The sequence below is a fragment of the Saccharopolyspora sp. NPDC050389 genome (assembly GCF_040655595.1).
Classification (GTDB): Bacteria; Actinomycetota; Actinomycetes; order Mycobacteriales; family Pseudonocardiaceae; genus Saccharopolyspora.
Genome location: NZ_JBFAKG010000004.1, coordinates 139,942 through 166,573 on the forward strand (window position 1 = coordinate 139,942; position 26,632 = coordinate 166,573).

25 protein-coding genes are annotated in these 26,632 nt (G+C 69.4%); 11 read left to right on the plus strand and 14 right to left on the minus strand.

Going from position 1 to position 26,632, the window contains the following annotated elements:
* Positions 1–123: 123 nt before the first annotated feature.
* Positions 124–894 carry a hypothetical protein gene (locus AB0I53_RS04005; RefSeq protein WP_358596029.1) on the plus strand — a complete coding sequence of 257 codons (771 nt, stop codon included), beginning with the start codon at positions 124–126 and terminating at the stop codon, positions 892–894.
* Positions 895–982: 88 nt separating this feature from the next.
* Positions 983–1,549 (plus strand): dihydrofolate reductase family protein, encoded by a 567-nt coding sequence (locus AB0I53_RS04010; RefSeq protein ID WP_358596032.1) that lies wholly within the window; start codon positions 983–985, stop codon positions 1,547–1,549.
* 160 nt (positions 1,550–1,709) lie between these two features.
* Here AB0I53_RS04010 and AB0I53_RS04015 read toward each other — a convergent pair whose 3' ends face one another.
* Positions 1,710–2,288, minus strand: coding sequence for a quercetin 2,3-dioxygenase (locus AB0I53_RS04015; protein WP_358596035.1), 579 nt, complete (start codon positions 2,286–2,288; stop codon positions 1,710–1,712).
* Positions 2,289–2,392: 104 nt separating this feature from the next.
* On the opposite strand from AB0I53_RS04015, the gene AB0I53_RS04020 reads away from it, so the two are divergent.
* Complete coding sequence (locus AB0I53_RS04020) at positions 2,393–2,836, plus strand: MarR family winged helix-turn-helix transcriptional regulator (RefSeq protein ID WP_358596038.1); 444 nt, start codon at positions 2,393–2,395, stop codon at positions 2,834–2,836.
* Positions 2,837–3,328: 492 nt separating this feature from the next.
* Here the strand turns inward: AB0I53_RS04020 and AB0I53_RS04025 are convergent, their stop codons facing one another.
* Positions 3,329–4,147 (minus strand): lipase family protein, encoded by an 819-nt coding sequence (locus AB0I53_RS04025; protein WP_358596041.1) that lies wholly within the window; start codon positions 4,145–4,147, stop codon positions 3,329–3,331.
* 298 nt (positions 4,148–4,445) lie between these two features.
* On the opposite strand from AB0I53_RS04025, the gene AB0I53_RS04030 reads away from it, so the two are divergent.
* A complete protein-coding gene (locus tag AB0I53_RS04030) occupies positions 4,446–5,834 on the plus strand; it encodes a DHA2 family efflux MFS transporter permease subunit (RefSeq protein ID WP_358596044.1) in 1,389 nt (462 codons plus the stop codon).
* Here the strand turns inward: AB0I53_RS04030 and AB0I53_RS04035 are convergent, their stop codons facing one another.
* Positions 5,835–6,215, minus strand: a complete 381-nt coding sequence (locus AB0I53_RS04035) for a MerR family transcriptional regulator (protein ID WP_358596048.1) — start codon at positions 6,213–6,215, stop codon at positions 5,835–5,837.
* A 47-nt stretch (positions 6,216–6,262) separates the two neighbouring features.
* Positions 6,263–7,285: an alpha/beta fold hydrolase gene (locus AB0I53_RS04040; RefSeq protein ID WP_358596050.1), complete on the minus strand. Its 1,023-nt coding sequence runs from the start codon at positions 7,283–7,285 to the stop codon at positions 6,263–6,265.
* 226 nt (positions 7,286–7,511) lie between these two features.
* On the opposite strand from AB0I53_RS04040, the gene AB0I53_RS04045 reads away from it, so the two are divergent.
* Positions 7,512–7,868: a hypothetical protein gene (locus AB0I53_RS04045; RefSeq protein WP_358596053.1), complete on the plus strand. Its 357-nt coding sequence runs from the start codon at positions 7,512–7,514 to the stop codon at positions 7,866–7,868.
* A gap of 24 nt (positions 7,869–7,892) precedes the next feature.
* Here AB0I53_RS04045 and AB0I53_RS04050 read toward each other — a convergent pair whose 3' ends face one another.
* Positions 7,893–8,201, minus strand: coding sequence for a hypothetical protein (locus tag AB0I53_RS04050; RefSeq protein ID WP_358596055.1), 309 nt, complete (start codon positions 8,199–8,201; stop codon positions 7,893–7,895).
* 268 nt (positions 8,202–8,469) lie between these two features.
* Between AB0I53_RS04050 and AB0I53_RS04055 the strand changes: the two genes are divergently transcribed.
* Positions 8,470–8,961, plus strand: coding sequence for a hypothetical protein (locus tag AB0I53_RS04055; protein WP_358596057.1), 492 nt, complete (start codon positions 8,470–8,472; stop codon positions 8,959–8,961).
* A gap of 157 nt (positions 8,962–9,118) precedes the next feature.
* Positions 9,119–10,660 (plus strand): substrate-binding domain-containing protein, encoded by a 1,542-nt coding sequence (locus tag AB0I53_RS04060; RefSeq protein ID WP_358596060.1) that lies wholly within the window; start codon positions 9,119–9,121, stop codon positions 10,658–10,660.
* Positions 10,661–10,669: 9 nt separating this feature from the next.
* On the opposite strand, the gene AB0I53_RS04065 is transcribed toward AB0I53_RS04060, so the two are convergent.
* From AB0I53_RS04065 to AB0I53_RS04085, 5 genes are all read right to left on the minus strand, one after another.
* Complete coding sequence (locus AB0I53_RS04065; protein ID WP_358596063.1) at positions 10,670–11,452, minus strand: hypothetical protein; 783 nt, start codon at positions 11,450–11,452, stop codon at positions 10,670–10,672.
* Positions 11,453–11,468: 16 nt separating this feature from the next.
* On the minus strand, positions 11,469–11,825 hold the full coding sequence (locus tag AB0I53_RS04070; protein ID WP_358596066.1) for a hypothetical protein: 357 nt from the start codon (positions 11,823–11,825) through the stop codon (positions 11,469–11,471).
* Entirely contained in the window at positions 11,797–12,498 is a 702-nt protein-coding gene (locus AB0I53_RS04075) for a hypothetical protein (RefSeq protein WP_358596069.1), read from the minus strand. The genes AB0I53_RS04070 and AB0I53_RS04075 overlap by 29 nt, the downstream gene beginning before the upstream one ends.
* A 12-nt stretch (positions 12,499–12,510) precedes the next feature.
* Positions 12,511–12,906 carry a hypothetical protein gene (locus AB0I53_RS04080; RefSeq protein WP_358596072.1) on the minus strand — a complete coding sequence of 132 codons (396 nt, stop codon included), beginning with the start codon at positions 12,904–12,906 and terminating at the stop codon, positions 12,511–12,513.
* 875 nt (positions 12,907–13,781) lie between these two features.
* Positions 13,782–15,056 (minus strand): hydrolytic protein, encoded by a 1,275-nt coding sequence (locus AB0I53_RS04085; protein ID WP_358596075.1) that lies wholly within the window; start codon positions 15,054–15,056, stop codon positions 13,782–13,784.
* Between the two features lie 221 nt (positions 15,057–15,277).
* Here AB0I53_RS04085 and AB0I53_RS04090 point away from each other — a divergent pair, with 221 nt between their 5' ends.
* From AB0I53_RS04090 to AB0I53_RS04105, 4 genes are all read left to right on the plus strand, one after another.
* Entirely contained in the window at positions 15,278–15,901 is a 624-nt protein-coding gene (locus AB0I53_RS04090) for a LuxR C-terminal-related transcriptional regulator (RefSeq protein ID WP_358596078.1), read from the plus strand.
* 131 nt (positions 15,902–16,032) lie between these two features.
* A complete protein-coding gene (locus tag AB0I53_RS04095) occupies positions 16,033–19,104 on the plus strand; it encodes a hypothetical protein (protein ID WP_358596081.1) in 3,072 nt (1,023 codons plus the stop codon).
* Positions 19,105–19,108: 4 nt separating this feature from the next.
* A complete protein-coding gene (locus AB0I53_RS04100; protein ID WP_358596084.1) occupies positions 19,109–19,804 on the plus strand; it encodes a DUF4255 domain-containing protein in 696 nt (231 codons plus the stop codon).
* Complete coding sequence (locus AB0I53_RS04105) at positions 19,801–21,876, plus strand: ATP-binding protein (protein WP_358596087.1); 2,076 nt, start codon at positions 19,801–19,803, stop codon at positions 21,874–21,876. The genes AB0I53_RS04100 and AB0I53_RS04105 overlap by 4 nt, the downstream gene beginning before the upstream one ends.
* 45 nt (positions 21,877–21,921) lie before the next feature.
* On the opposite strand, the gene AB0I53_RS04110 is transcribed toward AB0I53_RS04105, so the two are convergent.
* The 4 genes from AB0I53_RS04110 to AB0I53_RS04125 all read right to left on the minus strand — a co-directional run bounded on the left by AB0I53_RS04110 (position 21,922) and on the right by AB0I53_RS04125 (position 26,588).
* On the minus strand, positions 21,922–23,121 hold the full coding sequence (locus AB0I53_RS04110; RefSeq protein WP_358596090.1) for a DUF4157 domain-containing protein: 1,200 nt from the start codon (positions 23,119–23,121) through the stop codon (positions 21,922–21,924).
* 103 nt (positions 23,122–23,224) lie between these two features.
* On the minus strand, positions 23,225–23,902 hold the full coding sequence (locus tag AB0I53_RS04115) for a GAP family protein (protein ID WP_358596092.1): 678 nt from the start codon (positions 23,900–23,902) through the stop codon (positions 23,225–23,227).
* 130 nt (positions 23,903–24,032) lie between these two features.
* Positions 24,033–25,154: a catalase family protein gene (locus AB0I53_RS04120; RefSeq protein ID WP_358596094.1), complete on the minus strand. Its 1,122-nt coding sequence runs from the start codon at positions 25,152–25,154 to the stop codon at positions 24,033–24,035.
* 87 nt (positions 25,155–25,241) lie between these two features.
* Positions 25,242–26,588, minus strand: a complete 1,347-nt coding sequence (locus AB0I53_RS04125; protein ID WP_358596096.1) for a Dyp-type peroxidase — start codon at positions 26,586–26,588, stop codon at positions 25,242–25,244.
* Between the last annotated feature and the right edge of the window lie 44 nt (positions 26,589–26,632).

Below are 26,632 nucleotides of genomic sequence, written 5' to 3' on the forward strand. Positions count from 1 at the left end.
CGTCCCGGCACCATCTCTGTCCACATTGCACTGTTGCGGACCGGAACCGGCCTGCGCCGAGAGGAATGCGCCGAACGCGGTCCTGCCCAGCCCGTTGGACCACCGGCCGAGAGGGTTGGGTTCATGAGGGTCATCGCGTCGATCATGCTGTTGCCCGGCGTTGTGCTGACGGTGCTCTACATCAAGGCAGGCTTGACCGCGACGGCCGCCGGCGATGACGTGGTGTTCGCCTGGCTGAACGTGTGGATGGCCGGGCCGATCTTGCTGCTGTTCGTGGTGCCGATGTTGTTCAGCAACGCCCCGGTCGGCGGCGACCGGAAGTTCCGGGGCGCTCCCATCGGCCGTGCGACCGTCGAGAGCGTGCGCCGCACCGGCCTGACCGTCAACGACAGGCCGCAGCTCGAACTCCGCGTCCTGGTGGACACCGCGGACGGCGTCTCCTTCTCCAGCACCACCAGGTTGATCGCCGACCTCACGGAGCTCGCCACCTTGAAGCCCGGCCTGATGCTGCCGGTTCGCTACCTCCCCGGAGAGCCCGCCCGAGGCGTGGCGGTGGTGCGCGACGCGCCGCCGCACGAAGTGCAAGCAACGCTCGACGCCATCCAGCTCGCGAAGGGCGAAATCACCCCGCTGCAGCACGAAATCGGCACCCGCGGCATCGATGCGCAGGCGGTGGTGATGTCGATGACGCCGACCGGCGAGATCCGCGGCGACAAGAGCGTGCTCGACCTGACGGTGCGAATCACCCGCCCCGATGGCGGCACCTTCGACATCCAGCAGAATCGGCCGGTGCTCCCGCAGGTGGTCGACCAGATGCAGCCGGGCAAGATCCTTCGGGTGCGCTACCTCCCCGCGGACGAAACCGATTTCGGGATCATCAGCGCCCTCAACTGACCGCCACGAACCGGTTGCGGTCTGCTGTCGGCCGGCCTAACTTGGGAAAATACCGATTGCAGACTGCAACCAGACCGTGAGGCGACGAATGGGCGACATCGAACCGCAGGTCGCGGGCGGAAAGGTGCTCTGGCACTTCACGATGTCGCTGGACGGCTTCGTGGCGGGCCCGAACCACGAGATGGACTGGATGACCGGCGTCTCGTCCCGCGATGGCCTGGCCGACGAGTACGCCACGACCACCGGCGCCGTGCTGGGCGGCCGGGACGGCTGGGACCGCTACCCGGACCCCGGCGGCATCTACGGCGGCGCCTGGAACGGAACGGTCTTCGTGCTCACCCACCACCCCGAGGACGCCGCGCCCACCGACGGGGTCACGTTCCTGAACTGCGGCCCCGCCGAGGCGGTGCGGATCGGCCTGGAGGCGGCCGGCGGCAAGAACCTCGAGATCTTCTCGGCCGACATCGGCCGCCAGCTCCTCGAACTGGAGCTGATCGACGAGATCGACCTGCACATCGCGCCGGTCCTCCTCGGCGAAGGCATCCGGCTGTACGACAACCCGGGCGGCGCGCCTATCCGGCTCCACCGCGTCGGCACGAGCGACCCGGCATCGGCCATCGACGTGCGGTACCGCCCCACCGCAGCGGCGGAGTAGGGGAACTCTCCAGAAAACCCCAGGGCAGGCTCGCCCCGAAGGCACTCGACGCCCGACAGGCGGGCGATTTCGCGCGAAATCGTCACCCCGCCCTCGCGCGGACCGCTGATTTCGCGCGAAATCGCCCCCCGCCGCACCCACCACAGAGCGATCATGTTCGCTACTGGCCCTGGGCGCGGAAACTCGGTGTGCGCCAGCGGTGTTCCGGAAGGAAGCGCACGTCGTACTCCCGCGGGACGGTCGCGAACTTGCCCGGCTCCGGCACCGCGGGCGTGCGCGGGAGACCAAATTCTTCCGTCGGGACGCCCAGGTTCTCGAAGAACCGCTCGAAGGTGCCGCCAGGACCGGCCGCCACCCCGACGATCTGGCTGTGGTGGCGCTCGATCCGATAGGCGTGCGGGCAGTTCTTCGGCACGAAGCCGAAATCGCCTGCGCCGAGCAGCTTCTCGTACTGCTCGCCGGCGGTGTCCTCGACGAAGAGCCGGACCGCGCCGGCCGCGACGTAGAAGACCTCGTAGGTCTCCGAGTGGGAATGGGCCGGGATCGCGTCACCCTTCGGGCCCTCGCAGGTGAAGAAGTTGAAGGCGTGCTCGGTCTGCTCGCCGCCGGCGTAGATGGTGATCAGGTCGCCGAACAGGTGCGCGCGGTCGCCCATCCCCTTCTGGACGAAGTACGGCTTGCCCGGCTCGGGCGGGATGTGCGAGCGGGAGCGGTAGGGCGTGGCGAACTCCATCGTCATGCGATTCCTCCTGGACGCGGCTATTTCGTCAGGTTGCCTGACATTTTGCCGCGGGCGAGGGCGGCTGGCTATGCTCGGTGCCCGCTCCCGCTACCCCAGGAACCATGACAGCACCACCACCGAACCTCCCCCAGCTGCTCACCGACGCCAAGCGCTGGTTCGACGACGCGCTGCTGAGCAGCATGCAGGCGGCCGGCGAACGCCCGGTGACCGTCGCCCAGGCTGCCGTCTTCGCGAACCTGGATGCGGGCGGAACCTCGATCTCCGAGCTCGCCCGCCGGATCGGCACCACCCGCCAGTCCGTCCACCAGGCAGTGCACGGGCTGATCGGCATGGGCCTGCTGAAGCAGGTCCCCGATCCGGCCTCGGCCCGCAGCCGGCTGGTCCGCACCACTCCGGCGGGAGCCCGCGCCCACGAGCGCGCCCTGAACATGATCGCGACCATCGAAGGCGTCTTGGCCGAGCGGATCGGCGCCAGCGCGGTCGACGCACTACGCGACGGGCTCGACCGCGACTGGGGAGATCCACCGCTGGTCCAGGACCGCTGACAGCGACACGGGCTTTCACCGGCCGATGGGACCGGCAACCGCGGCAGCGGGGACGACATCTTTTTCCGTCTCCCCCGGCGCGCGGCTTCCGTCGGTTTCGGCGGGGGTCGATCATCGCTTTGATCTCCGCTTGCCGGGCCATCGCCGCCAGCGACCAGCCGATCCGCGTTCCGGGCCCGATCGGCCGGCCCAACGCGTCCGATGTGGACTCCCCGGCGGCGACGACATCGCCGACCACCTGTGCCCGAGGATCAGTCCACTGTGTACAACTCTGCATCGGTCGGGATCAGCTCGGCGACGGGAATTGGCGATCTCCTCCGCGGCGGTCTGCGTCGACACTCGTTCAGGTGCAACCTAAGCGAGGACGGCGCCGCGAGTCCGCCACAAGTAGGCGATGCGAGCGTCGTGAGTGTTCATTCCGGTTCTTACCGGACTTATCACTCACGAAAAACGCCCGCACCTGCGCGCAGGTGCGGGCGTGCTCGGGCCGGGTCAGGCCAGGTTCTTCTGGATCAGCTCGAGGTACCGGTCGATCATGTGGTCGCGGATCCCGTCGGCGGCGGGCGCGAACACGTCGCTGGTGAAGCCCTTGAACTTGTCGGTCAGCCCGGCGGTGAAGGTGATCTTCTTGTGCAGCTTCCCGCTGCTGTCGAAGTAGCGGACGTCGTCGACGTGGTGGAACACCGGCTCCGGCGGGAGCTGCGGGACGACGTCGTTGTTGTTGACGAACCGGAACACCCGCTCGGCGAGCGCCTCGTTGTACGGGCCGACCAGCAGGCGGTCGCAGGTGCGCGGCTGCCCGAAGGTGTAGACGCCGTCCGGGAGCAGCCGCGGGTCTTCGAAGAAGATCCGGGCGGAGGCGAGCATGGCCAGCGCGCCGCCGAGGCTGTGCCCGGTGAACCACAGGCTCTGGCCGTTGTCCCGGAATCGCTGCACCGCGTCGCGCACCTGCGGGTAGATCGAGTCCAGCGCGCGGCTGAAGCCCGTGTGCACGTGCCCCTTGCCGGCGGGGCCGCGAGCGGCCAGGGTGTTGGTGTCGGTCAGCCAGTCCTTGATCTTCTTCGGCTCGGTGCCCCGGAAGGCGACGACGACCATCTTGTCGCTGCCCGCCGCGAAGGCCTGCGTGTCCTCGATGGGGAACGAACCGTCGAGCTCGGCGTGGAAGTACTCGCACCGGTCGAAGCCCCACTCCTTGGTGGCCTCCCGGATCGTCGCCTCGTCGTCGTACGCGAGCTTCGCCGCCCTGGCCAGCCAGTACGCGTGCTGCAGCCGGTAGTCGGTCACCTCGTGGTCGAATTCGAGCACCGCCATCGTTGGCCTCCATCCGAAGAAGATCTCGCCGGGTCAGCGCCCCGGCGCTCCCGGGGCGCCAAGCGCGACTATGGCGAGGGATGGCGGCGCACATGTGCCTGGTCACTGGAAGGGATGGCCACTGTGGCCCGGTTCAGCGACACAGCCGGAAAAGCACGAAAATCCAACGCGTTCGCGCGGCCTGTGAGGTGCTCGGCGCGGTCGGGGCTTGCGCTCAACCTGGGTTGAGCCAGCATGCTGCCCTTCGATGCCCCGGTTCGCCGATGGCATCGGTTCTTCCAGCAGGAGAAGGGAAAACATGCACGCACAGTCATCGCCGCCGAAGGTCGCAGCACCCGCTCCCGCAGTGGTTCTCGCGCTGGCCTGCGCCGGTTCGTTCGTGGTGATCCTCGACGCCACGATCGTGTCCGTCGCGTTGCCCGCCATTCGCGCGGAGCTGGGGTTCGATCCGGCCGCACTGTCGTGGGTGGTCAACGCCTACACGCTGGTCTTCGCCGGGTTCTTGCTGCTGGGCGGCCGGTTGGCGGATCTCTTCGGGCAGCGCGCGATGTTCGTGCTGGGCATGAGCCTGTTCACGGCCGCCCGGTTGGTCGGCGGGCTGGCCGGATCGGCCGAGCAGCTGCTGATCGCGCGGGCGGTGCAGGGCTTCGGCGGGGCGCTGCTGATGCCGGTGACGCTGTCCCTGCTGACCACGACCTTCACCGAACCCGGCAGGCGAGCCCGCGCGCTGGGCACCTGGAGCGCCGTGGGCGCGGTCGGCGCCGCGTCCGGCCCGGTCATCGGCGGCGTGCTGACGCAGTGGGCCGGGTGGCGCTGGGTGTTCTTCGTCAGCGTCCCGGTCGGCGTGCTGGCCGTCGTGGCCGCCGCCGCGATCTTGCCGGGCCGGGTGACCACCGGAGCCCGCCCCCGGCTCGACGTGATCGGCGCGGTGCTGGCGACGGCGGGCTTGGGCGCGCTGGTGTACGCAGTGATGCAGCCGTCCGCCGGGGATGCCCTGCCGCCGCTGCTCGGCGGCCTCGCGCTGCTCGGGATCTTCCTGCTGCACCAAGCGAAATGGGCGGCGGATCCGCTGCTGCCGCTAGAGGTGTTCCGGCTGCGTTCCGTCAGCAGCGGGAATCTGGTGATGTTCTTGCTGGGCCTGGGTTTCTTCGCCAGCCCGGTGCTGTTGTCGCTGTACTTGCAGGACGTGCACGGGTATTCGCCGCTGCAGGCGGGCCTCGCCTACCTGCCGATCGGATTCGCGATGTTCTGCGGCGCGCAGAGCGCCGGAGCGCTGTCGGTGCGAATGGGAGCCCGCCGCGCGGCCGTGCTGTGCTGCCTGCTCGGCGGCGCCGGTTTCGCCGGGGTGGCGGCGCTGATCGGGGCGCACGCCTCGTACCTGTCGTCGGTACTGCTTCCGGGGATCTTTCTGGGATTCGGAACCGCCGCCGCGTTCACCCCGATCACCGTGGCCGCCACCGGCGGCGTGCCGCCCCACCACAACGGCCTCGCGGCCGGGCTGCTCAACACCGTGCGGCAGACCAGCGGCGCGATCGGGCTGGCGGCGCTGACCGCGCTGACCGCCGCCGTCGCGTGGGAACCGGGCGCGGAAGCGCTCGCGCACGGCTACGCGGCCGCGTTCACCGCGTCCGCCGGCTGCCTGGCGATCGCGGCGGTCGTCGCGGCGCTGGCCATGCCGCGCCGCTGATCACGGCAGGTCGACGGCGGCGCGGAACCTCGGGCACCGGTCGGGGCCGGCCTCGTGCCGGCACCCGAGCAGGTGGTTCAGGTAGGACCGCGCCGCGTCCAGCGCCGCCTGCTGCCGCTCGATCTCGGCGATCCGGGCGGGAACGGTTTCCTGCCAACCGGATTCCGCGTCGAGCATGGCCGAGATCTCGTCGATGCTCATCAACCCGGTCGTGCGCCACAGTTTGATCAGCGCGATCCGGTAGAGCTGGTCGGCGTCGTAGCACCGCTGCCCGGCCCGCCGCTGCGGGCTGATCAGTCCGCGCCGTTCCCAGTAGTGCAACGTCGAAATCGCCAGCTCGAAGTGGTCGGCGACGACGCGGATCGGAGTCAGGGAGCTCACTCCGCGAATTCTATCCGGCGACCAGGATCGTCCACAGAGGACGAATGCTAGAAAGGGGCGTCCTGGGCGAGCAGTTCCTTGAGCGCGTCGTCGATGAACGCCGTGTCCACCGGGTTGAGACCGCCGCCCGCGAAGTGCCCCCAGGCACCGGGGATGACCCGCAGCTCCGCCCCGGGGATGCGGGCCTGCTCCCACTCGTTGTCCTCCGGCGGGAAGTACAGGTCCTGCTCGCCGGGCATGATGATCGTCTTCGCCCGGATTCCCGCGAGCGCCTCCTCCACGCCGGCGTAGCCGGGGGTGCCGCCGAGGTCCGCGTGCTGCCAGGTCCACAACATGGTCAGCAGGTTGTTCGCGTCCCGCTTGAGGAACAGGCCTTCCCAGAACCCCACCAGGAAGTCCTCCAGCGAGCCGTAGCCGAGCGGCTCCCGCAGGTAGATCTGCTCGCGGTAGAACTGCTGGCAGAAACCCCATCCCGCGTAGACCCGGGCCATCGCCCGCAGGCCGGTCACCGGCTGCTCCCGGTACCAGCCGTTGTGCCACTGCGCGTCCGCGGTGAGCGCCGCCTTGACGCCTTCCAGGAAGACGAAGTTGTGCGGGCTGGTCTTCGCCGAGCCGCAGAACGGCAGGATGCGCCGCACCATCTCCGGGTAGCTCAGCGCCCACTGGTAGGTCTGGCCGGCGCCCATGGACCAGCCGGTCACCAGCTCCAGCCGTTCGATGCCGAACCGCTCGGTCACCAGGCGGTGCTGGAGGCGGACGTTGTCGTGCATCGTCACGTCCGGGAACCGCGCCCGGTCGTGCGGTGCCGGGGTGTTGCTGGGCGAGGACGAAAGCCCGTTGCCGAGCATGTTCGGGATGATCACGAAGTACCGCGACGGGTCGAGGGCCATACCCTCCCCGACGAGCCATTCGTTGTCGTAGTGCTGACCCGAATACCAGGTCGGGTAGACGATCGCGTTGTCCTTGGCGGCGTTGAGCTCGCCGTAGGTCTTGTACGCCAGCTTCGCGTCGCGCAGCGTGGCACCGCGCTGCAGCCGGACGTCGCCGAGGTCGAACACTTCGTAGTCCATCGCGGCCTCCTCGCCACCCAGGTGGTGCCCGCGGCGGCACGCCTGGCACGGTTCGAGCGAACGCGACGCTCCTCCGGCGGGCTGCCCACCAATGTAGGTCCGCTCGCGAGACGCGTCCGGCCACGCACGATCCGCGACCTGACGCATCCCCCATAAGGGCGGCAGCGGCCGACGCGCCATCCGGCCTGCTACGCAGGTGCGGGAACTTCGCGAAGGATGCCGGTTCGTGACCGGAATCGATGAAGCCCTGCAGCTCTACCCGGAGCTCGCGGTCCTGCTCGGGCTGTCCCTGTGGACCTTCTGGAGCCTGACCGGCACTCCCGGGCGCCGGGAGTGGCTGTTCGGGGTGCTGAACTGGCCGGAGCACAGCGACGCGCTGTGGATCGCCGACCGCCACGAGGCCCTCGCGGTCCGGCTGCTCGTCGACTCGCCGGACACGCGCGGCGGGGTCGTCTGGCGCTCCTCGGGCACGCTGGCCGCCACCATCGACGCCCTGCGCAGCCTGCCCGCGCCCGGCGAGCCCGGTGCTCCGCACCGGGTCATCCAGTCCGGGCCGTTCTGGCCGTCGCGCGACTTCCGCTGATCCAGCCTCCGGCCCGCGTCGCGGTCATCGCGCCCGCGGGCGCGCGGAGTCGAACGCCTGCCTGGCCCGGTCGCGGCGTTCGAGGTCGGCGAAGAACCGGACCATGCCGGCCTGTCCGCGCAGGCTGGCCGCCAGCTCGCGCCGGTCGCACTCCTCGGTCGGACGGCCCGCGAGGACGTCCTGAGTGGCCCGGTCCAGCTCGTCCGCCAGCCGCTCCAGCAGCGCGGCCCGTTCGGCGTGGTCGTGGGTGATCGCGCAGCGCCGCAGCAGATCCCGCATCGGCACTGCGGTGGTCCGCGGATACATCGAGAAGGGCACGTCCGCAGCTGTCATGCGCTCTCTCCCTGATGTTTTGGTGACAGGCCGAGTACTACCGCATCCGCCATGCCCGGGCAGCGCGCCCAAAGCCCGTCACCGGCGCTCCGGTGACATCTGCAGACCGCATTCCCCCAGCGTGACAAGGTCCAGCCACCCGACCGAGCGGACTTTGACCAACGGCTGCGCGTGAACGGGGATTCCCGGCTGGGGACCGCTCCCGGCGCCGCCGTGCGAGAGTTCCGCAGATCCAGCCGCGAGTGCCGGCGGGGTTCGAGGAGCGGGCATGTCACGAATCAATCGGAACGGCTTTGCCGGGAACGCGCGGACGACGTGCGTCGGCGCGGCATTGCTGGCAGGAAGCCTTTTCCTGTCGGGCTGCTCGTTGTTCCAGAGCACCGACAGCGCCTGCTCGGACGTCAAAGAGGTGGTGGAGGCCTTGCCACCGACCAACCCGGACGACACCGGCGTCGAGATCATGCCTCGCATCGACCAGCAGATCGCGGCGGCACGCGAAGCTCAGGGCGTGTTCGCGGACGCCGAGGTGCCCGCGGAGTTCCAGGACGCGTGGACGGGGATGATCGGCGCGCTCGAAGAGAACCGCGAGGCCTGGCAGGCTGTGACGCCGTGGAAGGGCGCTCCGGGTACCGAGATGATCGGCGTGCTCGAACTCGGTTCGGTCAAGCAGAAGGCCGACGATGCGAAGAACTCCCTGAACGCCGCCGCCGACCGGCACGGGTTCGCGAGCTGCGGCACCGCGATCAACTGGCAGTACTGAGCCCACCTGCCGCCCGCGCGTCCTGGGGGGTGCGCGCGGGCGGTGATCGAACGGCGGGTGAATTGCCGGGAAATTGGTCGGTGAAGCGGGGGCGGACGCCTTCGCGGGCTCAATACGTTGACGGCCTCAGTCGTTGCCTGTGCCTGCGGAGGCGGTCGTGGACGGTTTTCCCTGGGAGCTGGCGCTCGCGATCACCGGCGCGCTGGTTCCCATCATCGCCTTCCTGTGGGAATTCGCGTTCGTCGGCCGCAAGCGGCTCGGCTACCGGGTGCAGATGGACACCACGCCCACCGATGTCAGCTCCCTGTACGCCGGCGCGTGGCGGCGGCTGGAGCGGGCCGACGGCGGGCGGCTGGTCGACCCGTCGTTCGTCCTGCTGCGCGTCGAGAACACCGGCACCACCAACATCGCCGAGAGCGACTACGGCTTCCCCGAGGACACCCCCGTGGGCATCCGCGTCAGGTTCCCCGGCCGCCGGGTCGCCGGAGTCGTCGTCACCGAGCTCAGCGACCCGTCGCTGGCGACGTACTTCGACGCCAAGGCACCGGGGCTGGGCATGTCGGACGTCGACGAGGCCGACCGGACGATCGGGCTCGTCGAACTGCCCAAGGTCAAGCTGAACAGCTCCGCGCACTACAAGGTCCTGGTCGTCCTGGAACGCGCGGGAGACGACGGGGGCAAGATCCCGGATCCCGAGGTCGTCGGCACCATCAGCGGCGGCGTGGGCAGCGGGAAGGTGCACGAGACCAAGAGCCAGACCGGAACGCCCCGCTGGGTCGTCGCGCTGGTGTGCTTCCTGCTGATGGTCAGCCTCGTCGAACCGTTCCTCATCGACCTCACCAGGGACGAGGCGGCCCGGCTGGACTGCGCCACCGGGAACCTCACCGTCACCGGCTCCACGGCCTTCGAACCCGCCCTGCGGGAGGCCGCCGACGAGTACGTGAAGTCCTGCCCAGGAGCCAAGTTCGCGTGGGAGATGCACGGCAGCGCCCAGGGCCTCGATCTGCTCAACCGCACGCGATCGCCCGAGATGCTGGCGTTCTCCGACGGCCCCAAGGGCGACCGGCTGCCGGAACTGCTGCCGCGCCCCATGGCGTTCCTGCTGTTCACGATCGTCGTCAACCGGGAAGCCGGCGTCCAGGACCTCAAGCCGGAGCAGGTCCGGGACGTCTTCGGCGGCCGGGTCGCCAACTGGGCGGACGTGGGCGGCAACGACGTGCCGGTGCGCATCGTCGACCGGGAAGCCCTGTCCGGCACCCGCGCCACCCTGGAGGAACGGCTCCTCGGCGGCGAGGTGGAACCCGGTGAGAACTCCAACGACTGCGTGGAGCCCAGGAACGAGAACCTGCGCGGCAGCGTCCTCCGCTGCCGGCGCAGCGACACCGGCAGCCTGCTGGACACCGTGGCCAAAACCTCCGGCGCCATCGGCTACAGCGAGCTGCGGGCCGCCGAAGGGCGCGCGGAGTTGCTCAAGGTCCGCATCGGCGGTCATGAAGCGAACCTGGAGGCGGCCGACCACGGCGCCTACCCGTTCTGGCAGACGGAGTACGCCTACACCTTCGGCGAACCCGCGGCGACGTCCCTGGCCGCGAGCTTCAGGCGCTACCTGACGAACCAGGTGGGCAGCGACATCATCCGCTCCTACGGCAACCGCCCGTGCGCCGAGCTGGCGAACCCGGTGCTGTGCCGCCCCGAGTAGCCCGCTCCGTCAACCCAGCGACCAGTCCGCGTCGCCATCGGTGACGGTCGCGTCGCCGAAGGGATTGCGGGTGGCGTCGGGCCAGGATCCGAGCGGGAAGTCGGTGGCATCCACCGCTTCCCCGTGCAGCGCGACCATCTCGCCGGCCTGGGTCGCCACCACCGTGGCGAGGGCTCCGATGGCAGTGTTGATGAGCCCGTAGCCCACCGTCGTTTCCTCGACGACGAGGAGCGCGCCCGCCCAGGAGAACACCGCCGACTCGAAGGCGGCTATGGCCGCCACCATCGTCTGGATGTACTTGGCGAGGATGAATCCCAGGGAGACGTAGAAGGCCACTCCGGCGCTCGCGCAGATGACGAGGGCTCCTGCGGTCTTGCCGGCGATCGTCCCGATGCGAGTGGCGGCCTGCCCCTGCGGTTTGATCGCCGCGGTGTAGGCGTCCGCGGCGGCGCCGTGCCATTTGTCGTCGGCGATCATCGCCTCCGGCGTGAGTCGGCCGGCCACCGAACTGGCTCGTCCGCGCAGGTTCTGCCATTCCCACGCCCGCACGTACATCAGGATCGGCGCGACTGCGGCCTTCAGGAGGTCGACGATCACCTCGCAGACGACCGTTGCCGCTTCTTCGAGCAACTCCGCGCACCACGCGATCGCGTCCTTGACCGGCTGGGGAACCCACCCTGATTGGATCGCGGCCGCTGCGGCCGGGCCGATCCGCGCGATCTGGCCGGTCAGCTCCTCGGTTCCGGCGGTGAGCCGGTCGATGACGACGTTGAACTGCGCTTCGCTGAACATGACCGATCACCCGCCTTCAGCACAGGTTCCGGAGGGCGTGGGTGCCGTCCTCGTCTTCCTGCTCGTAGGTGTCCGCGACCTGCCGCAGGGTTCCGGCCACCTCGCGCGTGCGCTGGACGCCTTCCCGGCACCGGTCGTGGACCTGGCCGACGACCTCGTCGTAGGCGGAGAGCAGCAAGAAGAACGGCCCCGATTCCAGTGCTCCGACGCGGAGTTGCGCGACCTCCGATGCGATCAGGTTCAGCGCGTCGGCCTGTTCGTCCCAGATGTCGGCCTCAATCCGGAGGGCGCCCGTTGCGACCTCGACCTCGTTCTTGTCCGGCGGTGCCACGAATGCCTCCCGCTCACCGATGACCGTGCTCGCCCGGGTCACGCATGATCGAGAAGACCTCGTCCAGCGCGGAGTCCCACGCGTGAGAGTTCCGTGATCGCCGGGCCAGCGCGCTTTTCAGGTTCGTTCGCGCTCGGATCAGGGCATCGCTCAAGGCATGCGTCAGTCGCGCGCCACCGAGCGGACCGATCCACTCGGGATCGGCCACACAGGACAGTTGCCCGGTCTCCAGAACCGTCAGCGCGAGCTTTCCCGTCGCAGCGGTACCAACTCCTCGAACGACTGCGTGCGGCCGACGAGCCTCATCCAGTGACACGAGCATGTGCTCGATGAGCACGTCCAAGTCCCGCGGGTCGGCTTCCGGGCACGATTCTGCCGGCGCGCCAGGAGGATTCTCGTCGCTGACTTCTCGGCCTTCCTCGGCCAGGAAGTTTCCCCAGCCCGCCATGCGCCGGTTCAGGGCCGCGTCGGCGGCTTCGGCCACCGCGCCGGCGAACTCAACGGCGGCCAGCTTCTCGGACCACCGCGGGCGAATCCGGATCGCGACAGGTATCCCGTCCGCGTCCAGCCGCACCCGAACGGCTCCGGTTCGGTCAAGGCCCTCGACGTCGCGCGATGCGGCCCGCGCCGCGTTCGTCAACGACGAACGGGCCGCCCGCAGCCGCCGGCCGAGCCGTTCCAGCCTCGCCGCCGGGTCGGCATCTCCCACGACCATCCCCACCTCGCCTCACATCGCGGGACTCGGCCCCGCGCGGCGCGCCAACTGCGTGGCGACCACGATCATCCCCACCGCGCCGGTGAGCAGCAGCAGCCCGGTTCCCGTCGACTCCAGGCCCGCCGCACCGAACACGCATTGCAGGCCCCACGCCGCCACTCCTCCGGCCGTGACCGCCACGAGCACCGATGCAAGCAGGCCCACCAGTCGCACGCCCCTAAGCAGCAACACCACGCAGACCGCCGCGACGATCTCGATCATGGCCGCGATCACGATCGTCGCACCGGTCAACCCGAATATCGGCGTCGACGCCACACCCGCGCCGGACGCGACGACGAGCGCCACCACGAAGCACGCCACGGCAACCGCGCTCCACACCACAGCCACACCAGGACGTCGCACAGGCATGAGCCTTCCCATCACGTCAGCCGGCAACGCGCGACCGCCGGTAGGCACTTCACCGGGCACCGGCGGTGGCCCCCAACGCCGGAGGGACAACGTCCCAGCACCGCCGACGCGGCAGAAACCGCCGTTCAGGGCAAAGCCGCACCACCGAACGAAAATCACCTTCGCGGCGCAAGCGCCGCCGGACACTCCGGAATCGGCCCGCCGATCGCGGGCCCGCGCCAATCTAGTGGCGCGAAAGCCGCCGATCGGGCGTTTTCGCTCGGACTCACAACCATCGGATGACGAGCAAACGAAGCGTGAAATACGTGAACTATTAATGAAATCGCTTCACGGACGCGGTGATCCCGGGCGGTCGATCGCAGAATTTCACTCCCACGCCGGGCGCGCCGGCGGTTCTTCCCGGACGAAATGCGCGCTTCACATTGCGATCCGGCGCTCATATGAGCAATTGGCTCGGACGGACGACGGCCGCTTCCGCCATTCGCTATTAGTCCACTGTGGATTTCGCTGTCGAACCGTCACACCGATGCAGCCTTGCGCTCGGCGTGGCCGAGAATCTCCGGATTTCCCCAGACGCCCCCGGCCCGGCATCCGACCTGGGAATACCGGGCGCGCGGTCAGCACGATTCGAACGGGAAATATTCCTTCGAGTACTACTGAACGGACTCCCCTCCGGGCACCCGGATGGCGTATACCGAGCTCCCCGAAATACGCCGCATCATCGAAACCGGGAAGGCGACAGGTATTTTCGAGCGAGTCGATCTTCGTGGTTTTCCGCACAGTTTCGTGGTTTCCTGGCGGAACAGCGCTATGAGTTGATGAGCACGACGGGCATGCCAGGGGAGCAGATGCCGAATAGCGACAACTGGGGTGGGTTATCGAGGCGCGTCGCGGAGCACTCCGCTGACGTTGAGCAGTTCCACGCACCGTCCCGCCTGCTGACCGGACGGCGGGGTTCCCGGCCGGGCGCAACGCACGGTCGCGGTGACGTTCTCGTTGGCCGGGATCTCGATCGGCGTCACCCAGTGGTAGTCCTGGTTCCGGAAGGTCTCCAGCGCGATCGTGGTGATCGTCCGGTCGCCGAAGCGGATGGTGAGCAGGCCCTCGTCTCCCTGGTAGTTGGCCAGGACGAGGTCGGTCACGAAGAAGATCTTGTCCTCCGGGACCTGCGCGGAACGCGAGAGGGTGGCGCTGGGATTCGCGACCACCTCGATGGTCATCGAATGCTGCCCGCCGTTGCCGGGCGGAACTCCCGGAACTTCCGGCGGCGGAGGTGGCGGCGGTTGTTGCCCGGCGTCCGGCGGGGGCTTCGGCGGTTCGGCAGGTGGCGGCGGTACGAGCTCGCCGTTCTGGGCCATCTGCTTCGCCTCCTCCCTGGCCGCCTCCCGCGCCGCGCTCGTCAGCATCGGACCCACCATGAAGAGCCAAGCCAGCAGCAGGGCCAGCAGCAACGCCAGCAGGGCGAGCAACCACCGCGGCAGCAGCGGGAGCTGAACCAGCTCTCCGTCCACCTCCTCCGGCTGCGGCTGATCTCCCTCCACCGCCTCCGCATCGGTGGCGGCCGTGATCAGGAACTGGTGGCTGGTCGGCTTGCCGAACCAGATGAGGCTGCTCGACCGCGCGCGCAGCCGGACCTCGGTCTGCTCACCGGGTTCGAGCGCGGGACGATCCGACTCGAACCGGAAGTTCAGCTGCTCCGCCGGATCGGTCGCCGAAAGCGGCAACGCCGCCGCCGTGTTGCCCTGGTTGTGCAGCGCCACCTCGTACCGGCCGGTCCGCCAGGCGCGGCGCCGCTGCGGTACGAGCGAGGCCCTGATCCGGTGGAACGGGGTGATGATCACCGTCGTCTCGGGCACGGTCACCAGGTCGGGCCGTTCCACGGGAACGACCCGCACGGCCAGCGGAACCTCGCCGGCCCGCACCTCGGAGGACCGGGGCGGGCGCAGGTACAGGGTCACCGTGTCCTGGGTTCCCGGGTAGAGCGACAGCCGGGTCGGTTCCACCGTCGTCCAGGCGGCGCATTCGCCGACCACCTCGAACTCGTACGCCTCGACGATCTCGGTGTCGTTGCGCACGGTGAGTGTCGTGGTCGCCTCCCCGCCCGGGTTCACCACCACCGTGGCGCTTTCGAGTTCGGCAAATGGGCTCACCTCAGAAAAGTTAGGTGGCCCGAGCGGTTTCGAGCAGGGCGGTGAGGGCAGCGCGGGGGCAATGCGACTGCCCGCGCAACGCCGCCGCGCTGCCCTCGCGAGCGGCGGTCCCGCGCCGCAGGCCTGATCCGGCACCACCCGGAGTTCGCCCCGCGGGGCGCATCGAGCAGGTCTCACCGAGAACACGCAGTGACAGGACCCGGTTCTAGGGAGAAGAGACAATGACGAGAGTCCCGGTCGCGGTCTACGCAGGGGATCCGATACTGGAGTTCGGCGTCACCCAGCAGTTGCGCCCGCGCCCCGAGGTGGAAGTGCTGAAAGCGAGCGAAGAAGCCCGTGCCGAGGTGTCGCTGGTCGTGGTCGACCGGCTGGACGACGCGGCCGGGCAGTTGCTCCGCCGGCTGCAGCGAACGTCTTCGGTGCGCACCGGGCTCATCGTCAGCGAATTCGAGCAGGACTCGCTGCAAGCCACCATCGAATGCGGGGTGGCGGCCGTCCTTCGCCGCCGCGACGCGGATCAGGACCGCATGGTGGGGCTGATCACGGCGCTGGTTCGCGGCGAAGGGATGCTGCCCGGCGACATGCTCGGCCGGTTGCTCGACCACGTCGGCAAGCTCCAGCGCAGTGCCGCCGCCGCGGTGCGGCCCATCCTGTCGACGCTGAACACGCGCGAGGTGGAGGTTCTCCGCCTGATCGCCGACGGCTTCGACACCAGGGAGATCGCTGTCAAGATGTCCTACTCCGAGCGCACCGTGAAGAACATCCTCCAGGAGGTCACCACGCGCCTTCAGCTGCGCAACCGGGCGCACGCCGTCGGCTACGTCATGCGGCACGGCCTGATCTGACCCGCCGCCCGCCGCGCGTTGCCCGAAAGTGCCGGAGCCCTGCCCGCTTGCCTGCCTGTCGGGATCTGGGGGCGGGGCCGGGCGCCGGGCCAGGATGCTGACGTATCGGTCGCCTGCGGTGGAGGTCAACCGTGATCGGCAGCGTGCCAGGATTCCGGCGCGGCCCAACCCGTTTCGGGATCGCGCTGATCGGCGCCGTCCTGTTGCTGGACGGGCTGATCAGCGTTCCGACCACCGCGGCGCAGGCACCGCCCCGGCCGGTGGCCGAGCAGCCGCCTGCCCGCATCGCCTATTCGGGCACCGAGCACCGCAGCCTGGGCGTCACCGCCACCGGGCTGCCCGGGCAGTCGGCGACTCAGCCGCTGCTGGACGAATCACCGCAGCACTTCGACCAGGACGTGTCCTCGCGCGGCGGGCTGCTGGTGTTCACCAGCCTGCGCGACGAGCCCAGGCCGCAGGTGTACCTGCGGGATGCCGATGGCGAGGTCCGGCGGCTCACCCGGGGCCGCGATGCCGCGAATCCGCAGCTCTCGCCGGATCTGCAGTGGGTGGCGTTCGACTCGGCCGAGACGTCGGGCCAGAAGACGCAGCGCGACATCTGGCTCGTGCGCGTCGACGGCACCGATGCCCACCGCCTCGCCGAAACCTCCGACAACGACTCGCATCCCACCTTCTCGCCGGACGGCTCCCGCATCGCCTACGCCTGCGATGCCGGCGGCCGGTGGCAGATCTACGACCAGGCCTCCGGCGGTGGATCCCTGCGGCGGCTGACCGACGAGCCATCCGGCGGCGCGATCCAGCCCTCGTGGAACCCGGTCGACGACGCCGGGCACCGAGACCAGATCGCGTACACCTTCGACCGGGACGGCAACATCGGCGACGCCTCCGATCAGAGCGTGCGCGTGCTCCGCGGCACCGGAACCGGCGCGCCGCTGCTCGACGACGGCTGGCAGAGCCGGGAACCCCGGTGGCTGCCGAATGGCGAACAGTTGCTGTTCGTCAGCCCGAACCTCCAGGCGGTTCAGGGCGTCAACGCCACCGCGGCCGACAGCATCGACCGCGTCTACCGGGCCGATACCACGACGCTGCCCGCGCCTCGTCCCCAGCAGATGCTGGAGGAAGACCGGAAGGTCGACTCCCCCACGTGGTTCTCCAACGGGATAACCGGGCGCCTCGTGGTGGCCCGCACGACCGCGGAGCTCCGGAACACCGCAACGCTGCAGGACATCCGGCAGGACGGGTCGGATCCGCGAAGTCTGGGGCTCGACGTGCTCACCGAGGATCCCAAGGCCGTCGTCGACTCCAGCAAGCTGTTCGAGCCGGACGCGGGCTTCGACCCGTGGACGCAGCGGCAGAGCTATTCCCCGGATGGCAGCAAGATCGCGGTCAGCCGCTTCGAGACCGTCGGCGGGCAGCGCGTGCAGCGGATCTGGGTCGTCGGCTCCGACGGCTCCGATCCACGGCTGCTGCCCATCGCCGACCGCAAGGGCGGCGACTGGGAGACCGACGCCGCGTGGTCGCCGGACGGCAAGAAGATCGCCGTGGCCCGCAGGTCTCCCGGGGCGCAGGAAGCGGGACGCGGCCGGAGCCGGATCATCGTCGTGGACGTGGCCACCGGCGAGGTCACCGGGCGCCTGCAGGGCGCGAACCCGGAAGAGGACGACACCCAGCCCGCGTTCTCGCCGGATGGCCAGCGGTTCGCGTTCAGCCGCGGCAGGGTCGCGGACGTGCCGGCAGGACGGCTGCGGGAGAACCACATCTGGATCGCCCGCGCCGAAGGCCTCGACCAGCATCGCGACCTGAGCGAGCTCATCTGCCGGTGCGATGTGGTCGACGACAGTCCGGCGTTCTCGCCGGACGGGCGAAGCATCGTGTTCAACCGGGAACCCGACGGGTTGTTCCGGATGTACCTCGCCGACGACCGCTGCGAGGTGCTGCTGCCAAAGGGGCTGATGAGCTGCGCCGATCGGCCCGACGGCGGGGAGACCGGGCCGTTCCAGCCCCGGGACGCCAGTTCGTCGCCGGACGGCGAGTGGCTCGTGCTGTCCAAGCGCCAGGCCAAGGGCGTCAACTCGCCGGAGCACCTGGCGACCCTGGACATGGCGAAGGGCCAGCCGGCCTCGATCACCGACCGGCTTCCCGGGCGGCAGAAGGAACCGACCTGGCAGGCGACCGTCGACCTGGCGCTCACCGCTCTCCCGTCGTCGGCCACCGTCGAGGTCGGCTCCTCGGTGCCGGTCACCGCCACCATCCGGAACAACGGCCCGGCGGCCTCACCGGGCACGAAGGTGACCCTCGACGTGCCGGAAGGGCTGCGGCTGCAACGGCTCCGGACGGCAGCGGGCAGCTGTGATGCCGAGAACGCGCGATGCGATCTCGGCGTGGTGCAGCCGGGGAAGTCCGTGCAGGTCACCGCGGAACTCGTCGGCGTGACCGCCGGGAACCACCGGATCCGCTGGACGGCCGGTGGCGCGATGCAGGACTCCCACGCCGACGACAACACGGCGACGACGATCGTGCCGGTGACTCCGGTGCCGCCGCCTCCTCCGCCACCGCCGGACGCCAATCCCGGCGTGGCGGTGGAAGCCCAGCCGAATCCGTCCTATGTGGGCGGTCGAACCGACGTGACCTACACCGTGCGCAACACCGGCGGCGGCACGGCGACGGGCCTCGCCCTGGACATCGCGCTACCGGCCGGTGTCCAGGTGGTCAGCCTGCCGCCGGACTGCTCGGCCGTGCGGTGCGCCCTGCCGGACCTGCCTCCCGGCGGTGTCATCACCAAGCAGGTGGTGTTGGCGCCGAACGCGGCGCTGGAGGCGGTGATCACCACAACGCTGCGGACCACCGGAACGGACGCCGACCCGGCCGACAACCTCGCCGCCTCCCCGTATCGCGTGCTGCAGCCCCGGATCGTCGCGGTGCCGAACATCGGTGAACCCGGCTTCGTGACCTCCGTCCGCGGCATCGACTTCCCGCCGGGAGCCCCGGTGCAGCTGCTGTGGACGCCCGGCATCACCGCCGCCACGGCACCGACGCTGCCCGGCCTCGACGGCCGGTTCGCCGCGCAGCTGCTGATCCTGCCCAAGGATCAGACCGGGCCGCGCACCATCACCGCGTCCGGCCCCGGATTCGGTCCTGTCACAACGCAGTTCCTGGTGGTCAAGCCCACGATCGCGCCGCCGGATCTGGTCGGGAGGAGGTGACCGGATGATCCACGAGGTGGACGAGGGCCTGCGCCTGCTGCTGGCCGAGGAGGGCATTCCGGGCGCGGGAGTGGAACTCGGCTTCGACGCGCCCACGACGGACTGGTCGGCGAAGCGCAACTCGCCCACGATCAGCGTTTTCCTCTACGACATCAGGGAAGAGCCGGATCTCCGGCGCGCCGGCGCGTTCGAGCAGTACGACGACGACGGGAAGATGATCGGCTGGCAGAGCCCGCCGCACTGGTTCCAGCTCTCCTACCTGGTGACAGTGTGGACGAACCGCCCGCAGGACGAGCACCGGCTGCTCTCCGACGTGCTGCGCTGCCTGGTGCGCCACGACGCGCTGGCGGCTCGGTGGCTGACCGGGACGCTGGCCGAACTCGGGCTGACGGTGTCGTTCGCGGCCGGCGGAGCGATGGCGGAGGGCCGTTCGGCCTCCGACGTGTGGTCGGCGCTCGGCGGGCAGCTCAAGCCGTCGATCAACCTGCAGGTGACGGCGCCGCTGGCCGGCGAGCGGATCCCGGCCGGGCCGCCGGTCACCGAAGGCGTGCTCCTGCACGCGGAAAGCACGGGCGATCCGGCGAACGAGGCCGCCCGGCGGTTGCGCTACGAGGGCCCGACCACGGCGGAAGGAACCGGCTTCGCCCCGCCGCGGCCGCGCCCGGAGCCGAAGCGGCGGCGGCGAGGCACGATCTCGTGACCGAACCGGACCTGAACTACCTCTGGGCCCGCCTCGGGCTGGTCGAGCGGCGCGTCCGCGAGGTCGTGGCGACGCGGCAGGCCGCCGATCCGCACCCGGACGATCCCTACCGCGGGCTCTACGTCACCCCGGACGACGTCGACCGCATCCTCGCCGCCCCGGCGAAGTCGTGGGCCGCTACCCGCGGCGACGATCCCGCAGCCGCCGAGCTGGACTCGCTCGCGGCGGCCGTGCCCGATCCCGGGCCGAGATTGCTCCGCCTGGCCGCGGATTTCGGCCTCACGGCGCTGGATCTGGAGCTGCTGCTGGTGGCGATGGCCCCCGATGTCGATGTCCGCTTCGAACCGCTCTACGGCTACCTCAACGACGATGTGACCCGTCGGCGGCCGACCACCGGCCTGGCGCTGGAACTGTGCGGAATGCCGGCGGCGGGCGATGGGCGGTTCCGGTTCACCGCGGGCGCGCCACTGGTCGCCGGTGGCCTGCTGGAGGTGCAGGAGCCGGAGCGGCCGGCGCTGTCCCGGACGCTGCGGGTTCCCGACCGAGTTGTGGCGCATCTGCTCGGCAACGACGACATCGATCCGCGCACGGCGCATCTCGCCCGCCTCACCCACGCCGATCCGCGCTCCCCTGACACGCTGGCCAAGCGGATCGGCGCGGCTCTGGACACCGGTATCCGGCTCGTCCACCTCAACGGGGCGGAGGGCGCGATGCAGGTCGCGACGGACGCCCTGGCGGTGAGCGGCCGTCGCGCGCTCGTCCTGGACGCCAGGGAGCTGGCCGTCGAGCCGGATCCGCTGCCCGCACTGCCCGCGCTGGTCCGGGAAGCGCGGCTGCAGCGGGCCGGAGTCGTGTTCGGCCCGCTGGAAGCGTTCGAGCCCGAACGCCCCGAGCGGGCCCGGCTGCTGCGGGCGATCGTCGCGTCGGCGGCGGGAGCTCCGCTGTTCCTGCACGGCTCCCGCAGCTGGGATGCGACCTGGTCCCGGCAGGCTCCGGTGTCGATCCGCGTCACGGCCCCGAAACCGGAGCAGCGGGCGCGGGAATGGCGGCAGGCCCTCGCGGACGCATCCGGTGACACTGCCGCAGTGCCCGAAAGCGCGCTCGTCGATGCCCTCGCGGGCTACCGGTTGGACGCCGACCAGGTCGGCCGGGCGGCCTCGGTGGCGGCCCAGCTCGCCATGCTCGACGCCCGCCCGGTGGGCCTGGAGGATCTGCGGTCGGGCGTGCGCGCCCAGAACGGCGCGGGCCTGGAACGGCTCGCCCGCCGCATCACGCCGGCGGTGCGCTGGGACGACCTGGTGCTGCCCGAGCCGACCCACCGCCACCTGGCCGAGCTGGCGATGCGCGCCCGGCACCGGGACCTCGTCCTCGGCGACTGGCGGATGCGCCCCGGCGGCGGCCGCGGGCGCGGCGTGATCGCCCTGTTCGCGGGCGAGTCCGGCACCGGCAAGACCATGTCGGCGGAAGTCGTCGCGTCCGACCTCGGGATGGACCTCTACGTGGTCGATCTGTCCACTGTGGTCGACAAGTACGTCGGCGAGACGGAGAAGAACCTGGAGCGAATCTTCACCGAAGCGGTCGGCGTGAACGGGGTGCTGCTGTTCGACGAGGCCGACGCCATCTTCGGCAAGCGCTCCCAGGTGAAGGACGCCCACGACCGCTACGCCAACGTCGAGTCGGCGTTCCTGTTGCAGCGCATGGAAACCTTCGACGGCATCGCGATCCTCACCACGAACCTCCGAGCGAACCTGGACGAGGCGTTCACCCGCCGCCTGGACGTCATCGCCGATTTCCCCATGCCGGGCCAGGACCAACGCCGAGCCCTCTGGGACCGCTGCCTCGGCAGCGCGATCCCCCGAGCCGAAGACCTGGACCTGAACTTCTGCGCGGAGCGTTTCGAGTTGGCGGGCGGCTCAATCCGCTCCTGCGCCATCACGGCCGCCTACCTGGCAGCGGAGGCCGGCAGGCCGGTGGGCATGACGGAGCTGATCACGGCAGTGCGCCAGGAGTACGGAAAACTGGGGCGGCTGGTGCTGGAATCGGAGTTCGGGAAGTGGGCGGTGGGGTCCTGATCTCCCGACGAGGCCCCACCACATCGGCCGGAACCAGCAACAGCGTCAAACATCTTGATTCAGCGCGTCTATTTCCTGCCGGGAAAGATCCTTGCTGACCTCGATCTGCGGATGCGCCCCCAAGGCGTCCAATGCCTTGTCGGATGCTCTCTTACCGCCTATCACCTTCGCATGGTAAAGGCCTTTCACAACGAGGACGATCTTGAACTTGTAGACTCGATCTCCGTCTTGGATGCCATTTGTCGCCAGGTCGAGGATCGCCTCGGTACACCCCCTGCTCTTGTTCGACGTCGACGGAAGGCCGTCGCGCGACTCTGAAGTGCAAGGAGACTTGGTGACCGAAAGAATGACCTTGTGATAGCGATGTGGGCCTGGCTTGAACTTGTCGAGGTTGTTCCGCAAACCGGTGATCAGAACGTCCTCGGCATGCACGGCTTCCTCGTCGGCGGAACCAGGAACGTTCGTCGCCGTCAGCAGGTTCACGTCTCGCCCCGAGTCGTCGGTGTAGATCAGCGATGCATGGGTCTGGAACTTCTTCTCCTTGTCCACCGCCCCCTGCGCAGTAGTGCCGAACCACTCCTCGTTCGTCATCAGTTCAGGGCGGGGTCCAGGATTGGACGCCGGTGCTCGCTGCACAGCCTCCTCCGCCACCGGCGAATCGGTCTTGCTCTCGACCCGATTTCGGTGTGGCCGCGCCATCACGCGCTTCGCGTTCTGCTCCGCCTCTCGCTCAAAGCGGTCCGATGGATCGGAGATCCGCAGGCCACTTCCGTTGTCGGTGCCCGCGACCGGGCCCGAGCGTTGTTGGATGACGTGGGTGAGTTCGTGGGCGAGGGTGTGCTCGTCGGCCCCTCCGTCGCCTACGACGATGTTGTTTCCCGAGGTGTAGGCGCGGGCACCGATCTCGGCCGCCGAGCGTTGCGCGGCCGGTCCGGTGTGCAGGCGGACGTCGGAGAAGTCCGCGCCGAGACGGCTCTCCATGTCCGCCCGCACGGGCTCGTCCAGCGGCTTTCCCGACGACCGCAGCACCTCGTGCACGGCCGACCTCTGCACCTCCTCCACGCCGCCACTGCGGGCATCGGCGATCGCCCTTGCCACGGCTGCGTTCCCCAGAGTTCGCTGCAGGTGCAGGATGTGTTCAGCAGAGCCCGGAACACCGCTCGGCCGTGCTCCGGGTTCCGGTGGTCGAGTGCGCCGTTCCCGCTCGGACGACTCCGCTTCACCGTTGCTGTGCCGGTCGTGCATCAGGTCTCCTCACAACGCCCGTGCACCACTGGTACCGCGACCGGCTGGACCGGGAAATGCCCAGAAGGGCACACCTCAGGGCAGAAACGCGCCGATCCCGCCCTCAGGCGATGAGGATGCCGAGTCCGTCTCCGAACAGCTTCAACCCAAGCACGAAGAACAACACCGCCATGACAGCGGTGTTGTGCCGCACGGCCCAATCCCGCCAGGTGCCGAGCATGTTCTTCGCCCGCTCTCCCATGAGCAGGAAGACCCCGAGCGGAGCCAGAATGCCCAGCGAACCGATGAGCACGAACACCGCCAGCGACGCGATCTGCTGCCCGACGGGAAGCCCGGCCGAGCTGATCGAGGCACCCGCGGCGAGGGTCAGCGGGGCGTTCTTGAGATTGGCCGCCGACAGTGCCAGCCCGAGCCCGAAGGTCTTGATCGGCGTGAAGCGGTCGATCGCGGCCATCCACTTCGGCAGCTGCGCCTGCGAGACGTCGGCAGGTCGTCGGCGCCACTGCCGGGCGCCGAAGAGCACGAGCAGCACCCCCAGCGCGAGCTTGAGGCCGCCGACCCAGGTGGCCGGTTGCTGGTGGGTGGAGGCACCGGCCGGCCCGCCGATCACCAGCATCACCGCGCCCAGCGCGGAAAGCCCGCCAAGCCAGCCGATGGCGAACAGCGGCCCGTTGAGACGTCCCCGCGGCGTCGCCAGCACGAGGATGATCGCGACGATCGGGAGCGGGCTGACCGCGACACCGGCCGCCAGACCCAGCACATCGCCGAGAACCTTGCCCATAGCGGCCTCCGGACGGATTCAGGGACGATCGGGTTGGCCGGGGCCTCTCGCACCGAGGCGTCCGGATGGACACGGCGATACGAGCAAGCCGTGCAGCAGGAGACACGACGACGCCGACGGGGTGCTCGGGCTACGGCAGCAATCGGTCGGCACCGGGTGGCTCTTCGCGCTGCTGCTGGTTGAGCTTGTGGCGCAGGATGGACGAGCGGCGGTAGACCTCCTTGCGCGCCCGCATGATGTTGCCGAGGGGCGCGTGTTCGGCCGTGACCCGCCAAGGCGTGAACGAGAGCGCATCCATCTTCTCCAGGTTGTCCTCACCTGAGATGTCCTGCTGCGGGATCCGCAGCTTGGCCACCGTGACGAACGGGGAAAGCCTTTCGGGCCATTCCACGGTGACGTCCTCGACCGGCATCCGCTCCAGATCGGTGCACAGCTGGACCTGGATGTCGAACGCGTACGGGCGCTCCCGCAGCTCGGCCACCAAAGCCGGCCGGAAGACCTCCGGCGCCGAGTCCACTTCCACGGCACGCCGGATCACCGCGTCGGCGAAGACGGGGTCCGGGGCGAAACGCACCTTGGCGACGTAGTCGCCGTGCCGGACCGCGCCCATCGTCCAGTAGCTCGACAGCAGCACGTTCACCTTGGGCAGCTGCGACAGGCGGAGGAACGCCAGGAACTCGTCCCAGGCCCAGTCCTCCTGGCCGAGAGTTCCCTTTCCGGTCACGAAGTCGCGGTAGAAGCGATGCGCTCCGGCGCGTCCTTCGGCGAAGTAGGCCGGGGCTTGGAGGAACAGGTCCTGGATGAACAGGTAGTGCTCGACGGTGTTGCAGAAGAAGATCGGCGCGTTGATGTTGGCGTAGTCGAACGTGCGCGTGTCGGGCTCGTCCTCCAGCAAGGTCGGACCGTCGATGTCGAAGATCTTCATCGCCAGTCCGGTCGCCCCGCCGAGCCGCGCGTCGGCTCCGACGTGGGGCGAACCGTTGGAGAAGCGGATGAGGGCATCGTGCCTGCCCGGTGTGGCGTAAACACCCTGCGCGTACTCGGCGGGGAGCCCGTCCAGGATCTCGACTTCCCCCCGAACCAGTCCGTACCCCTTGGCATGTGCGTCGCGAACAGCCCGGCCGACGCCCTCGGACTCAACCGATTCAGCGATGTACCGCTCCGCCTTCTCGATCACCGTCTGCAGGTTCTGGTCGAACTGGGGGTCAGCGACCTCGACGTCACGCGTGTACGGGACGAACCGTGTTGCCATGACCTCGACCTTCCTTCCGTGCCGGCGGGGGGTATCAGCCGAAGGACCGGCGAAAGCGCGGCTCAAGACAGGGGTGGGCCATCGCGCTCAGTCCTCCAGGTCGGAGAGCCAGCGCAGGGCACGCATTCCCGGGAGGAAGCAGTACTCCCCACCGCGAGTGACGACGAAGCTCGGCAGGTTCCGCAGGCGGCGCCGGACCGGCTTCTCCGGGATGGTGACGCTGCCCGTGCCGTCGTGATGCCCGGCCACCGGGTCCTTCTCGCCCGGGAACCCGATGAAGTTGCCATCATTGACCCATTCGGACTTGATGAACTCGAACTGCCGGTCCAGGTGGGCGCAGATGAAGACCCCGACGAGGCCACGATCGGCGCCATCGTCTTCGAGCACGCCCTCCGGCAGCGGCGGGCCGTAGGTGGTGCCGCGGCGGATGATGCGGTGCATCCGTGCCACCCCGATGATGTCGGCATCGCGCGGGTTCACCCGCCGGATATGCGCACCAGCGGGACACTTGAAGCCGCGATCGTCGTCTTCCCGGTAGAGGAAATCATTGACGCGGCGCGGATCCGCGGCCAATTCCGGATCATCGTGCTCCGGGGAGAGGACCAGCGGTGCCCCGCTCGGCCAGCGCCCGATCATCTTCGCCGCCAGCAGCGCCTCCTCCTCGGGGCTCGAGGTGTTCGCGCGCAGGTACTGCCGCCAGGCCGCCACCTTGGTGTGAAGCTTGCGCACAGCCAGGTAGGTCCCGTTGCGCCCCAGGGCCTCGGGCCGAGGCATGGGCGGCAGGTTTCCGGTCTCATCGGGGTAGCCGAGGATGAACTCGCCGGCCTTGAGAGGGGCTTCGTGCGGATTGGAGCCGGCAATCCCGACCCCCTCGATGCTCGGAAAGCTGATGCCGTCGCGAAAGCCCAAGGTGGTGCGGCCGGTGGGGAGCTGCTGGACCTCCTGCTGCCAGATCACCTCGACACCGGGCGTCTCCTGGAGGGCGGCGCGTGCTCGTTCCAGCGCCTTCTCCAGACGCGCCGCATCGGGCGCGAGCGCACTCACCGCGATATGAACATCAGGGGTTCCGAACGGCGGCTCCCACCCGGCCGGATCACTCTCGCCGACGTCGCCGATCACGGTCGCCCGCACGGCCATGCCCTGCCGGAACGGAAGCGGGAAGCTGTCGAGCGAATCCTGGGGAACCCCGAGGGCTCGTAGTCCCTGGTAGGTAAAGGCCACGGCAACCCAGGCATCCCGACTCGGATCGGCGCTGGGGAGTCCGCCATCGACCGCCGGGAGCAGCCGCCCCAGCAGGGCACGCCCGGCGTGCCGGTCGTCAACGCGCAGGAAGAAGAACCTGCCAACGTACGGCATCGGCCGGGGACGAAGTGCTCCACTCTGGATATCGTCGATCTCGATGCTCGGCGCGCTGCTGCTTGCCGCTTCGTCCATGATGTCGTGCCCCCCGTATCAAGTCGCCACACAACCCGGATAAC

What these genes read in the sequence shown, in the direction of transcription:
- AB0I53_RS04040 (WP_358596050.1), bottom strand. Translation starts at nt 7,285, where the DNA reads ATGGACTACGAAGTGTTCGACCTCGGCGACGTCCGGCTGCAGCGCGGT.
- AB0I53_RS04025 (WP_358596041.1), bottom strand. Translation starts at nt 4,147, where the DNA reads ATGGCGGTGCTCGAATTCGACCACGAGGTGACCGACTACCGGCTGCAG.
- AB0I53_RS04125 (WP_358596096.1), bottom strand. Translation starts at nt 26,588, where the DNA reads ATGGACGAAGCGGCAAGCAGCAGCGCGCCGAGCATCGAGATCGACGAT.
- AB0I53_RS04005 (WP_358596029.1), top strand. Translation starts at nt 124, where the DNA reads ATGAGGGTCATCGCGTCGATCATGCTGTTGCCCGGCGTTGTGCTGACG.
- AB0I53_RS04030 (WP_358596044.1), top strand. Translation starts at nt 4,446, where the DNA reads ATGCACGCACAGTCATCGCCGCCGAAGGTCGCAGCACCCGCTCCCGCA.
- AB0I53_RS04065 (WP_358596063.1), bottom strand. Translation starts at nt 11,452, where the DNA reads ATGTTCAGCGAAGCGCAGTTCAACGTCGTCATCGACCGGCTCACCGCC.
- AB0I53_RS04075 (WP_358596069.1), bottom strand. Translation starts at nt 12,498, where the DNA reads ATGGTCGTGGGAGATGCCGACCCGGCGGCGAGGCTGGAACGGCTCGGC.
- AB0I53_RS04110 (WP_358596090.1), bottom strand. Translation starts at nt 23,121, where the DNA reads ATGCACGACCGGCACAGCAACGGTGAAGCGGAGTCGTCCGAGCGGGAA.
- AB0I53_RS04010 (WP_358596032.1), top strand. Translation starts at nt 983, where the DNA reads ATGGGCGACATCGAACCGCAGGTCGCGGGCGGAAAGGTGCTCTGGCAC.
- AB0I53_RS04055 (WP_358596057.1), top strand. Translation starts at nt 8,470, where the DNA reads ATGTCACGAATCAATCGGAACGGCTTTGCCGGGAACGCGCGGACGACG.
- AB0I53_RS04020 (WP_358596038.1), top strand. Translation starts at nt 2,393, where the DNA reads ATGACAGCACCACCACCGAACCTCCCCCAGCTGCTCACCGACGCCAAG.
- AB0I53_RS04050 (WP_358596055.1), bottom strand. Translation starts at nt 8,201, where the DNA reads ATGACAGCTGCGGACGTGCCCTTCTCGATGTATCCGCGGACCACCGCA.
- AB0I53_RS04090 (WP_358596078.1), top strand. Translation starts at nt 15,278, where the DNA reads ATGACGAGAGTCCCGGTCGCGGTCTACGCAGGGGATCCGATACTGGAG.
- AB0I53_RS04100 (WP_358596084.1), top strand. Translation starts at nt 19,109, where the DNA reads ATGATCCACGAGGTGGACGAGGGCCTGCGCCTGCTGCTGGCCGAGGAG.
- AB0I53_RS04120 (WP_358596094.1), bottom strand. Translation starts at nt 25,154, where the DNA reads ATGGCAACACGGTTCGTCCCGTACACGCGTGACGTCGAGGTCGCTGAC.
- AB0I53_RS04015 (WP_358596035.1), bottom strand. Translation starts at nt 2,288, where the DNA reads ATGACGATGGAGTTCGCCACGCCCTACCGCTCCCGCTCGCACATCCCG.
- AB0I53_RS04115 (WP_358596092.1), bottom strand. Translation starts at nt 23,902, where the DNA reads ATGGGCAAGGTTCTCGGCGATGTGCTGGGTCTGGCGGCCGGTGTCGCG.
- AB0I53_RS04080 (WP_358596072.1), bottom strand. Translation starts at nt 12,906, where the DNA reads ATGCCTGTGCGACGTCCTGGTGTGGCTGTGGTGTGGAGCGCGGTTGCC.